The organism is Luteibacter sp., from assembly GCF_009912395.1.
In the GTDB taxonomy this organism is placed as follows: Bacteria; Pseudomonadota; Gammaproteobacteria; order Xanthomonadales; family Rhodanobacteraceae; genus Luteibacter.
The window spans coordinates 1-11,402 of the sequence record NZ_WNDO01000050.1 but is presented as its reverse complement, the minus strand read 5'-3'; the positions used below and the strand labels follow the sequence as shown (position 1 = coordinate 11,402).

General features: G+C 60.5%; 11 protein-coding genes and 1 pseudogene. All 12 read left to right on the top strand.

Annotated elements, in window-relative coordinates:
* Positions 1-262 (top strand): IS3 family transposase (locus tag GAK28_RS24615; RefSeq protein WP_291774508.1); only part of this gene is annotated, 262 nt, incomplete at its 5' end.
* Positions 263-292: 30 nt separating this feature from the next.
* The gene (locus tag GAK28_RS24610) at positions 293-583 is read left to right on the top strand and encodes a hypothetical protein (protein WP_291785530.1); all 291 of its coding nucleotides are present in this window, start codon (positions 293-295) and stop codon (positions 581-583) included.
* A gap of 11 nt (positions 584-594) precedes the next feature.
* Positions 595-1,587, top strand: a complete 993-nt coding sequence (locus GAK28_RS24605) for a type IV secretion system protein (protein WP_291785528.1) — start codon at positions 595-597, stop codon at positions 1,585-1,587.
* Positions 1,587-2,396 (top strand): TrbG/VirB9 family P-type conjugative transfer protein, encoded by an 810-nt coding sequence (locus GAK28_RS24600; protein WP_291785525.1) that lies wholly within the window; start codon positions 1,587-1,589, stop codon positions 2,394-2,396. The genes GAK28_RS24605 and GAK28_RS24600 overlap by 1 nt, the downstream gene beginning before the upstream one ends.
* On the top strand, positions 2,393-3,688 hold the full coding sequence (locus GAK28_RS24595; RefSeq protein WP_291785522.1) for a TrbI/VirB10 family protein: 1,296 nt from the start codon (positions 2,393-2,395) through the stop codon (positions 3,686-3,688). Before GAK28_RS24600 ends, GAK28_RS24595 begins: the two co-directional genes overlap by 4 nt.
* A 7-nt stretch (positions 3,689-3,695) precedes the next feature.
* Positions 3,696-4,736 carry a P-type DNA transfer ATPase VirB11 gene (virB11, locus tag GAK28_RS24590; protein WP_291785519.1) on the top strand — a complete coding sequence of 347 codons (1,041 nt, stop codon included), beginning with the start codon at positions 3,696-3,698 and terminating at the stop codon, positions 4,734-4,736.
* Positions 4,737-4,788: 52 nt separating this feature from the next.
* Positions 4,789-5,259 (top strand): annotated as a pseudogene (locus GAK28_RS24585) (lytic transglycosylase domain-containing protein); the annotation flags it as partial.
* 689 nt (positions 5,260-5,948) lie between these two features.
* Positions 5,949-6,368, top strand: coding sequence for a TrbC/VirB2 family protein (locus GAK28_RS24580; protein WP_291785516.1), 420 nt, complete (start codon positions 5,949-5,951; stop codon positions 6,366-6,368).
* Complete coding sequence (locus GAK28_RS24575; RefSeq protein WP_291785513.1) at positions 6,361-6,672, top strand: VirB3 family type IV secretion system protein; 312 nt, start codon at positions 6,361-6,363, stop codon at positions 6,670-6,672. Before GAK28_RS24580 ends, GAK28_RS24575 begins: the two co-directional genes overlap by 8 nt.
* Positions 6,673-6,730: 58 nt before the next feature.
* Positions 6,731-9,196: a VirB4 family type IV secretion/conjugal transfer ATPase gene (locus GAK28_RS24570; RefSeq protein ID WP_291785511.1), complete on the top strand. Its 2,466-nt coding sequence runs from the start codon at positions 6,731-6,733 to the stop codon at positions 9,194-9,196.
* A 30-nt stretch (positions 9,197-9,226) separates the two neighbouring features.
* Entirely contained in the window at positions 9,227-10,027 is an 801-nt protein-coding gene (locus tag GAK28_RS24565; RefSeq protein ID WP_291785509.1) for a hypothetical protein, read from the top strand.
* 82 nt (positions 10,028-10,109) lie between these two features.
* Positions 10,110-11,195: a type IV secretion system protein gene (locus GAK28_RS24560; protein ID WP_291785506.1), complete on the top strand. Its 1,086-nt coding sequence runs from the start codon at positions 10,110-10,112 to the stop codon at positions 11,193-11,195.
* Positions 11,196-11,402: the final 207 nt, after the last annotated feature.

The following is an 11,402-nucleotide window of genomic DNA, read 5'->3' as shown; positions in this document are numbered from 1 at the left end:
GCGCGAGCACCGCGCCCTGTTGGAGCAATACGCTTTGATCGCCAGCATGAGTGCCAGAGGCAACTGCTACGACAACGCAGCAATGGAGAGTTGGAACCACAGTCTGAAGGTCGAGGCCATCCATGGTGAACACCTCGCCACACGGGAGCAGGCCAAGGCTCATGTGTTTGACTACATTGAGGTTGACTACAATCGGATCCGGCTGCACTCGACCCTGGGCTACCTCAGCCCAGAGCAGTACGAGCTGGCCAATGTCGCTTAGATAGGTGTCCGTAAATCAGGGGCAAGATCAATGCTCACCCGCTGGAGCGCGGATACGGGCCTGAAGTTGTCCTATCGTCTCCGGTCCGACTACACGCTTCCGAAAGCTGCGTCACAAATCCACACGTCTGAAGCGCGTGACGCGGCATCGCAGCTGAGCGCCATCTATGCCCCCCAGGGCATCGCCGTGGTGATCGAAGGCCCGCAGATCATTGTCGAGGAAGTCGGCAGCGTGACGGCACCCGCCGCCACCGCCACGCCGGCCACCGCACAAGCGTCCGCCCAGGTGACCGGCAAGCCGGCCACGCCTGACAACAATTGACGGACGCCAAGATGCTCAAGAAGAAACAATCGCCGAAGATCGACGCCGCGGTGGCGCAGTCGGTGAACTTCGAAGTGTCCATCGCGGACATGGCGCGACGTAGTGAGCGCCGGGCCTGGATCGTCGCCACATGCTCGGTCCTGGTGTCGCTCAGCCTGATCGGAGGTTACTTCTACATCCTTCCGCTCAAGGAAAAGGTGCCCTACATCGTACTGGCGGATCCCTACTCGGGAACCAGCACGATCTCGCGCCTGGAAGACGACCTGGTCAATCGCCGCGTCACGGCCAACGAAGCCGTCAATCGCAGCAACATCGCCCACTTCGTTCTCGCCAGGGAATCCTACGACCTGGCGCTCACGAACCTTCGCGACTGGCCGACCGTCATGACCATGGCGGCTCCCCAGGTGGCTCGCCCGTATCTGGACCTGCACTCGTCCAGTAACGAGCGTAGCCCCTACAAGCTCTACGGCACCACCAAGGCCATCCGCGTCAAGATTCTCAGCATCGTGCTCGTCGGTGGCGGTGGTGGTTCCCCGCCGAAGGGCGCCACGGTCCGTTTCCAGCGCTCGGTCTACGACAAGGGCAACGGCAGCACCGTCCCTCTCGATAGCAAGATCGCCACCATGGAGTTCGTCTACAAGCCGAACCTCGGCATGGACGATCAGAACAGGGTTGAAAACCCCTTGGGTTTCCAGGTTCTGAGCTATCGCGTCGACAACGACTACGGATCGACGCCTCCGCCGGAAGCACCGGCCCCGGGCGGCGCCGTAGCCGATCCGAATGCAGTGCAACCGCAGGCCGCGGCCCCGACGGCGGCCCCGATGGACCCTGCCGACATGCCATCCGGCGCAATCGCTCCAGGCCAGATCGGCGCTCCCACTCCTGCACCGGCTGCCGTGCAGCCCGGCGCAGCCTACCCGACCACTCCCGTCACCGAAGCGCCCGGCGCAACGGCAGCGGGCCATCCGACCCCACGAAGCGCCGCCAATGGAGGGCGCCGTTGATGAACCGATCCTTCAACCTACGCCTTGCCGTACTGGTGGGACTCGCGTCCGCTATCTCGGCGCTACCCGCGATGGCGGACACCGTACCGCCGGCTTCACCGCAGCCATCCCAGGGCGCTTCGGCCGTCACCACCTACGAATACGCCGCGGACCGCATCTATCCGATCCGGGTCGGCCTGGGCATAACAACGCAGATCGAACTCAGTCCCAACGAAAAGATCCTGGACTACAGCACCGGCTTCAGCTCCGGCTGGGATTTGACCCGCCGGGACAACGTTTTCTACGTCAAGCCCAAGAACGTCGACGTGGATACGAACATGATGATTCGTACCGCGACCCATTCGTACATCTTCGAGTTGAAGGTGGTGGCCACGGACTGGAAAACGCTCGACCAGGCCCGACGTGCGGGCGTCCAGTACAAGGTCGTGTTCACCTACCCCGCAGACACCAGCTTCCTGGCTGAAACCAAGAAGGTCGAGGAAACGCCGGCGCTGGATACCGGCCTGGTCAAGGGGCGCGACTATAACTTCGATTACGACTTCGCGAAGACGCGCAGGACTCCGCCCTGGCTGGTTCCCGTGAACGTCTACGACGATGGCCGTTTCACGTACATCAAGATGCCCGATATGAAGCAATTCCCCACGGGCAACTTTCCCACGGTCTACATGCGCGAAAAGGAACACGGCGAGGATGCCGTGGTTAACACGACCGTCGAAGGCAGCACCATCGTTGTCCACGGCACGTATGCATACCTTGTTATCCGTCACGGCGACAACGTCGTGGGTCTGCGAAGGAACACCAAGAAGTGAGCCCGAACACGCCTAATCATCCGGAAGACGAGAACCACGGCAACGCCCAGCAGCAGGGCGCCAATGTGGAGTCCCAGCATGATCCGCTTGCCAACAACCCCTATTCGGCCCAGGCACGGCAGGCCCGACAACCCGACCTGGACAGCGCTGCGCCGCAGCTGACGTCCACCGACATGAACCGCATGAACCGGCGTGCTCTCGGCCTGCTGGCCAGCATTGCCCTGCTTCTCGTGGTCATCGCGATCTGGGCATTCAACAGCATCGGTGGCGACAAGCCCAAGCCGAAGCCGCGCGAGGAAGTCGTCTCGATTCCCGAGGCCCCGCGTGCGCCGCCGCAACCGGTACCCGCCATGCCTACGCCCGAGCCTTCACAGCCGATCGAGCTGGCTCCCGCACCGGCGATGCCTCGCAACACTCCATCACCTGAGCCCGATCGTCCTCGTGGCCCCACCCTGCTCGAGCGCCGCATCGCGGCGGCTGGCATGGGCACCACGGGTGTCGCCGAAGGCGGCGCTCCCGCGGTCCCGGGTGCTCCGGGCGCCGAAGACCCCACGGGCGCTGGTCAAGCAGGTCCGTACGGCGGCATGCCCTATATCTATGACCCAAATGCCGCTGAAAAACCGCGCCCGCGGATGAGCAACTCCAATAACTTGGCTTACACCGCGAAGGACCTTCCTGAGGTTTCGAGCGCTGCTCCGCTGACGCATCCGGACACATTGATGCTGCGCGGGACATTCATTCGCTGCGTACTTGAAACCCGCATCGTTACCGATATCCCGGGCTTCACGTCATGCATCGTCACCGAGCCGGTCTATTCCTTCACGGGCAAGCGCCTACTGTTGCCGAAGGGATCGAAAGTCATGGGCAAGTACGAAATGGAGCCCGATGGTCCGCGCGTGGCCGTCATTTGGGATCGCATCGTCACGCCCACCGGTATCGACGTAAACATGGCGAGCCCGGGTATCGACCAACTGGGTGGTGCCGGACACCCTGGCCACTACAACGCGCACTGGGGTAGCCGCGTCGGCGCCGCACTGCTGATCAGCCTCTTGAGCGACGCGTTCAAGTACGAAGCTGCGAAGCATGGCCCGAAGACCACGGTGGTCGGTCAAGGCTTCGCTGCCGAAACCCCCTTCGAGAGCAATACCGCCGATACGATTCAGCAGCTATCGAATCAGGCCGTGCAGCGCGCCGCCAACCGTCCTGCCACCGTGACCATCAACCAAGGCACCGTCCTGGCGGTCTACGTCGCCAAGGACGTGGACTTCGCCGGCGTCGTCGCCCGGTACTGAGAACGGCATGAACGAACCCGCACTCGCTTCCGTCAGCAACGACTTCCTCGACTATCAGTACGAAGTGCTGAGCGTTAAGGAATACCTTGCGTCGTCGGATGTCACGGAAATCTGCATCAACCGCCCGGGCGAGCTTTATCTCGAACGGCGCGGCGGCTGGCAGAAGGTGGAAGTACCCTCCCTCACCTTCGAGCGGGCGCGGCAGTTCTGTACGGCCGTCGTCAACGAAAGCAACACCGGGCAGCGCATTACGGATACCGACCCCGTGGTTTCGTTGACGTTTCCCACGGGTCAGCGAGCGCAGTTCGTCATTCCGCCGGCATGCGAGGCGGGTCGCATCTCGATCACGATCCGCCTTCCTTCACGGCAGACACGCACTCTCTCGCAGTATCAGGATGATGGTTTCTTCAATGAAATCCTGGAGGGCGCGAACACGATCAGCCAGGTCGACAAGGAGCTGCTGGAGCTTCGTGCGGAACGGCGTTATGCCGATTTCTTCAAGCATGCCGTGCTGGGAAAGAAGAACATCGTCGTCGCCGGCGCCACGGGTAGCGGCAAGACCACGTTCATGAAATCGCTCGTGAACCATATTCCGCACGACGAACGCCTGGTGACCATCGAGGATGCGCGCGAGCTGTTCATCGACCAGCCCAACGTCGTCCACCTGCTCTACTCCAAGGGCGGTCAAAGCACCACCAATGTCAGCGCGAAGAGCTGCATGGAAGCCTGTCTTCGCATGAAGCCGGACAGAATCATTCTCGCCGAGCTTCGCGGAGACGAGTCGTTCTACTTCATTCGAAACTGCGCATCGGGCCATCCCGGATCGATCACCAGCTGCCATGCGGGAAGCGTGGAGCAAACCTGGAACCAGCTCGCGCTCATGGTGAAGGCATCCACGGAAGGCGCAGGCCTGGAATTCGCGACCATCAAGCGACTTCTGATGCTTACCATCGATATCGTCGTTCATATCAAGGCACATGGGGGCCGGCGCTACATCACCGGCATCGACTTCAACCCGGCTCGCGCCTTGGGCGGGGACGGGGGGTAACACTCGCCACACATTCGGTCATGAGACAGGAGTTGTAACGGTGCTACCAGGAATGGAAATGATGATGTCGTGCCAGAACCTCGCGGTACCCGCGGAGGTGATGCAGCACGTTGTCAATGTCGAATCCAGCCACAACCCGTATGCGATCGGGGTGGTAGGAGGACAGCTCGTGCGTCAGCCCCAGAACCTCGGCGAAGCCGTGGCCACGGTGCGCATGCTCGAGGAAAAGGGCTACAACTATTCCCTTGGCGTCGCACAGGTCAATCGCGCGAACCTGGGTAAATTCGGCCTCAATTCCTACGACAAGGCGTTCGAGTATTGCCCGAACCTGGTCGCCGGCTCCCAGATTCTCTCCCAGTGCTACAACAGCGCGGGACGGGATTGGGGCAAGGCGTTCAGCTGTTACTACTCAGGCAATTTCACCACCGGCTACCAGGACGGATACGTCCAGAAAGTGTTCCAGTCCATGGCCCGCGCCGCCATCAATACAGGGGCGCAAGCCATCCCCCTGCAATTGACCCGGACACAGGCCAAGATCGTGAATGCCGGAAAAGGCCCCGTGATCGTCACGACCGACAGCCCGGCCTATCGGGTGGCGATGCGCAGTGTCCTCGACGCTGCGGCATCCGCTGCCATCACGCCGGCAGTCGCCGCCATGACCGGCACGAACCAGGCGCAGCGGATGGTCTCCGTGAACCCTGCCGCTCTACCGCCTGGCTATACGGGCATGCCGAATGGGATGCAGGCGCAGCCCTTGCCGGGTCCGATTCCGACTGATCCAGCGACGGCCGCAGTCATGTCTCAGGTGGGCGCTCAATGGCAACCGAATGCCAATGCGAACCAACCCGGGCGGATCCGGACCGATCCCGCCACGGCGGCAGTCATGTCCCAGGTGGGGGTCTCTGCGGCCGCGAATGGCATGCCCACTCCTGTCGACAATGGCGGCGTCTTCGTACCCGAGGTACATGGCCCGAACGACCCCACGCAGGCAACAGCTCCTCAACCATCCGCTCCGCGGCGTCCCGGCATGGACAACGCCGACCTGCGCAACGGAAACGCCGACGATGCATTCGTCTTCTGAATCGCAGGCTTGCCCCGGACGGATGCCGGGCGATGCCAGTGCACCGATGACCGCGCGGTACGCGGTCACCCGTGGGCGGCCCGATCCCGCCCACCATTGATCCGACTCAACTGAAACGAAGGAACCGAAAGATGTCCCTGTCCACCCTCAGCTCTTCCATCGCAAAGTCGAAGTATCCGCTGCTGAATACTTTCGCCCTCTTCCTCGTTGCCGTCGTGCTGTTCATGCCCGGGGTCGCCCTGGCTGACGTCGACGGTGACACCCAGGGTAAGGTCTGCGGCTTCTTCGGCAGCATCAAGACCATCCTCAACGCGGCATCGATCGTGGTCGTCACCGTGGCCGTCATCTTCTCCGGCTATCAGATCGCCTTCGCCCACAAGCGTATCTCCGACGTCACCCCTGCCCTGCTCGGCGGCGTGCTCATCGGTGCGGCGGCGCAGATCGCCAAGACGGTTGTCGGCTCTGGTGCCGACAACGACAAGTGCGTGAACCAGGCGTTCATGATGGATGCCATCAATGCCGCCTTGCACCTGATTCATTTCCATGCATAAAAACGTACTGTTCCGCGGCTGCACGCGCCCCCCCATGTTCATGGGAGTGCCCTACATTCCCTTTTTCGTGGGTGCGGGCTCGTGCCTGCTGATGGCCATGTACTTCAACTATTTTTTCCTGCTGCTCATCCCCGTCGTCGTTTTCATCATGCGAATGATGGCCAAGCGCGACGAGATGATCTTCCGGCTGCTTGGCCTGCGGCTTCAGTTCCGCACACGCATGCGGAACCTGCAGGAGCACGATGGCATGTGGGTATTCACACCGAATACCTACCGCGATCCTCGCGACAAGCGCAAGAAGTGAAAACTACGCCCTGGCACGTTGTGCCAGGGCCTTTCGAGCATTCCACGGTAAAGACGCCATGTTTACGCCCGACGCCCCCATCGCCTCCCACATCACGTTGTCGAGTCATGTCTCGCCGACGGTCGTCAAGACGACCGGTGGAGACTTCCTGCTGGTCTGGCGTCTAGGCGGCCTTCCGTTCGTGGGCCGTGAAGAATGGGAGATCGAACACAGGCACAACACCTTCAACCGCATGCTGCAGACGTTGCGTGCCCCGGACTACACCAACGTGGCCTTCTGGGTTCATGACATCCGGCGCCGCCGCACCATCCGCGATAAGTCGTCATTCGACCAACCGTTCAACCAGGGACTTTCCGACGCCTACTACAGCTCCCTGTCCGGGCAGAAGCTCATGCAGAACGAGCTCTACCTGACCATGCTCTACCGTCCCGTGGTCGAGGGGAAGCGCTTCGCTGAAAAGGCCTCGAGCGTCGAGCGTCTCCAGCAACTGCAAGCCCACGCCATATCGACGATTCTCGAGCTTGCCGGCAACGTCGAGGCCGTGCTGAAGGACTATGCACCTTACCGCCTGGGTCTGTACGAGGCCTCCAACGGCGTTGTTTTCTCCGAGATCCTCGAACTCTACGGATACATCCTCAACCGCATCGACGAACCGGTCCCGGCGCTGAGCGCGCCGATCTACGACTATCTGCCGGTAACTCGCCAGCGGTTCTCCGCCAAGACGGGCGACTACGTCCTGACGACGCCGAACGGCGCAAATCATTTCGGCGCCATCCTGAATTTCAAGGAGTTTGTCGACGGCACCTACCCAGGCATCTTGAACGGGTTGAAGTACCTCGACTTCGAGTACGTCATAATGCACTCCTTTACCCCCATGGGGCGACAGGCCGCGCTATCCGCGCTGAACCGCACCAAGGGCATGATGATCTCCTCCGGCGACAAGGCCGTCAGCCAGATCATCGAACTCGACCACGCGATGGACCAACTGGCCTCGGGCAACTTCGTGCTCGGCGAGTATCACTTCACCATCGCCATCTACGCGCCTAGCCAGGAGCAGCTGTCGCAGCAAATCGCAGCGACCCGCGCCGAGCTTTCGAACGCCGGCTTCGTCTCGGTCAAGGAAGACCTGGCGGTCACATCGGCGTTCTACGCCCAGTTTCCCGGCAACTGGAAATATCGTACTCGCCTCGCCAACATCAGCTCCCTGAACTTCCTGGGCCTTTCCCCGCTGCATAACTTCGCGACGGGCAAGAAGGAAAACAATCCGTGGGGCGACTGCGTCACCACCCTGCAGACCACCAACGGGCAGCCCTATTTCTTCAACTTCCACGCGACGCACCCGGCGGAAAATTCGCTGGGCGAGAAAGCCATCGCCAACACCATGGTCATCGGCAAGTCGGGTACCGGCAAGACCGCGCTGATCAATTTCCTGCTTAGCCAGGTACAGAAGCTCGATCCGCCCCCGACCATCTTCTTCTTCGACAAGGATCGAGGCGCCGAAATTTTCGTCCGGGCCTGCGGTGGTAACTATCTTGCCCTGGAAAACGGCATGCCCACCGGGTTCAATCCGTTTCAATGCGAGCGCACCGAGGAGAACGTCCAGTTCCTGGCCGATCTCGTCAAGGTGCTTGCGGGCAAGAGCGTTTACAGCTCGCGGGAAGAGGAAGATATCTTCCGCGCCGTCGAGAACATTCTCGACACGCCCATGCATCTGCGCAGCATGACCAATTTCCAGAAGAGCCTTCCCAATCTTGGGGACGATGGCCTGTTTATCCGCATGCGCAAGTGGACCGCCGGCAACTCGCTTGGTTGGGTATTCGACAACCCCAGGGACACCGTCGACCTCACCAAGGCGAACATCATCGGCTTCGACTACACGGACATCATCGACAACCCGGAGGTTCGAGCTCCGGTCATCAACTACCTCCTGCATCGTCTCGAGGCATTGATCGATGGACGACGCCTGATCTACGTCATGGACGAATTCTGGAAGATCCTGGATGGCAAGGGTGGACTGAAAGAGTTCGCCAAGAACAAGCAGAAGACCATCCGTAAGCAGAACGGAATGGGCATCTTCGCCACCCAAAGCCCCGAGGACGCCCTCGCCAGCGACATCTCTGCCGCTCTCATCGAGCAGACCGCCACCATGATCCTTCTGCCCAATCCGAACGCCAGCCGCGAGGACTACGTGGAAGGCCTCAAACTCACGGATGCCGAATACCAGGTCGTGGTCAGCCTCGACGAACGGTTGCGCTGCTTCCTCGTCAAGCAAGGTCATGCCTCGGCCGTGTGCCAGCTGAACCTCCGCGGGCTGGACAACGAGCTGGCCGTGATATCGGCCTCGACGGACAACATCGAGATCATGCACGAGGTCCTGCAGGTGAACGCTCAGCAGGAGGGCATTCATCCCGACGATCTGCGCCCAGAACAGTGGTTGGAAACGTTCTACGCCCACCGAAAAGGCAGCGGTAAGGGCAAGCCCACCCCTACGCAGCCTTCGTCCTCGTCCAAGCGTGTTGCCTAACTGCCAGACCGTCGCTGAATTGGAGTCACCATGAACCTGACCTCATCGTTCACCACTGCTCGCCGCCATGCGCTCAAGATCGCCGTCGTCGCCGCCCTGACCATGGCTGGCTCCATGAGCAGCGAGCCCGCCAAAGCAGGCATGCCGGTCATCGACTACACCGCGATCGCCCAGGCTGCAAAGAATTTCCAGGACCAATACATGCGCTGGGGGAAAACGCTGGCTCAGTACGGCAAAGTTATAAGCCATTACACCGCACAAGCAGCGTTCTGGCAGCAGCAGCTCAACAAGCTGAGGAACCTGGACCTTCAGCTTCTCGACATCGAACAGAACTTCACGGAAATCGACCCCGACTATGGCGTCGACATCATGTGCCCCGGCGCCTCGCCGTCGAGCATAGTCGACAAAGTCACCTCGTCGCTTGCGAACATAGTCAACCCCAAGGCCGATGTCATCGGCGAGCAGCAGAAGACGTGCGTCAAGATCGTCATGACGCAGAACAGAAAATACAACGACACCATCATCTACCTCCAGTCGCTGAGGAAGCAGACCGAAAGCTTCATGGAAATCACGGATATGCGTCTTAAGGCCATCGGCAACTCACCAGGCAATACCGAAGGCTTGATGCAGGAAACCGAGCGCTATTCGGCCAATCTCGAGCTGGCCAAGACAAAGTGGCAGACCAGCATGGATCAATACGACGTGCAGCTCGAGCTTCTGAAGCAACAGCAGATGGTGTTGGCAAAACGGGCACTCAACGGTCAGCCAAGCATCTGGGGAACGCTGGTGAATACAGCCGTCCTACAGGGCGCCCTCAAGCTGAACCAGTGACCCAGATCAAAAAATACGAGCGCGCGGACCTTCGCGCACAGCCACAGGGCGCGCGACGCGCATGCCCACGGGATGAGGGAACATGCAAGACGTAACTGCCTATATCTACTATCGACTGATCTTCAATTGGCTCAGCGACAAGATCGAGAAATTCGGCTACGGCATGATGGAACGCGTTGCCGGATGGGCGAGCGCCATGGCACTGATGCTGGTGACGATATGGATTCTCGTTCAGGGCTATCGCATCCTGACGGGCACCATGCGAGAACCCCTCATGGCCACCGTGCTCAGCATGGGGCGCGTGGCCGTCATCGTGGGCGCGGCGTCGACGATGGCTTTCGCGGGCACGGACTTGCACAAGTTCCTGACCGAAACGCTGGATAAGCAGTTCCATGGTTTCTTCACCGGCAATTCGGATGAAACCACCTCATCGGCGATCGACAGGAATCTCGGCTGGACCCAGCTCGCTTTGGGCGCGATCAACGCCGTGCAGGTGGTACCTGGAGACGAAGAGGCCCGGTCTGAGAAATCCCGTGCCCAGATGCTGGCCGCCTTCGGCACCGCCAGTTCGCCCATGGCCGCCGGTGCCATGCTGCTTCTCTACCAGTTCGCCATCGCCTTGTTCATCGGCCTCGGCCCGCTCTTCATCCTTTGCCTGATCTTCGACCAGACCAAGGACCTGTTCCGACGATGGCTCATGTATGGCATCGGAACGATTTTCTCCATGGCCTTGCTGAGCGTAGTCGCCAGCATGGTGCTGGACATGATGATCGCGGTGAACGAAGCCATCTGGGGCGCGAAGCTCGCCAACAAGATCCTCGGCACCGATGCGGAAGGTCTCAGCAGACTGGCACTCCAGCAGGGCGGCATCGGCCTTCTCCTGACCACGCTCATCATTTCCGTACCACCGATGGCAGCCATGTTCTTCCAGGGCACGATGGGCAGCATCCTTACCTATTCGGCATTCGCAGGCGGCAATGCGAGCAAGCCAGGCCCGAATGGCCAGCCGCCCGGCTCTTACGGTACAGCACCGCCACAAGTCAATGCTTCTGGCGAACTGAACCAGAAGCATACTGTAGGATCATTTGATCGCTTCTCCGGAGCGCAACCAGTGATACAAAGCGACGCGGTTAAGACCTCGCCAACGAATACTGGAGCGAATCGATGAAGTTTCTTGCTTACCTAATTCTTACATTTCTCTGCCTGGCTACGGTGAGTCCAGCGTTCGCCGAAGGCGGGTGATCTTGCCCCCGTTTCACGGACACCCCTATAAGCGATTAACTATCGCAATAGGAGGTGGACGATGACCAAGAGCAAGGCAGGCAGAAAGGGGCAGGAGTTCAGCCTGGAGTTCAGGCAGCAGGCACTGTTGCGA

Coding starts and splice junctions, on each gene's coding strand:
- GAK28_RS24610 (WP_291785530.1), top strand. CDS start 293: ATGCTCACCCGCTGGAGCGCGGATACGGGCCTGAAGTTGTCCTATCGT.
- GAK28_RS24605 (WP_291785528.1), top strand. CDS start 595: ATGCTCAAGAAGAAACAATCGCCGAAGATCGACGCCGCGGTGGCGCAG.
- GAK28_RS24600 (WP_291785525.1), top strand. CDS start 1,587: ATGAACCGATCCTTCAACCTACGCCTTGCCGTACTGGTGGGACTCGCG.
- virB11 (WP_291785519.1), top strand. CDS start 3,696: ATGAACGAACCCGCACTCGCTTCCGTCAGCAACGACTTCCTCGACTAT.
- GAK28_RS24580 (WP_291785516.1), top strand. CDS start 5,949: ATGTCCCTGTCCACCCTCAGCTCTTCCATCGCAAAGTCGAAGTATCCG.
- GAK28_RS24575 (WP_291785513.1), top strand. CDS start 6,361: ATGCATAAAAACGTACTGTTCCGCGGCTGCACGCGCCCCCCCATGTTC.
- GAK28_RS24570 (WP_291785511.1), top strand. CDS start 6,731: ATGTTTACGCCCGACGCCCCCATCGCCTCCCACATCACGTTGTCGAGT.
- GAK28_RS24565 (WP_291785509.1), top strand. CDS start 9,227: ATGAACCTGACCTCATCGTTCACCACTGCTCGCCGCCATGCGCTCAAG.
- GAK28_RS24560 (WP_291785506.1), top strand. CDS start 10,110: ATGCAAGACGTAACTGCCTATATCTACTATCGACTGATCTTCAATTGG.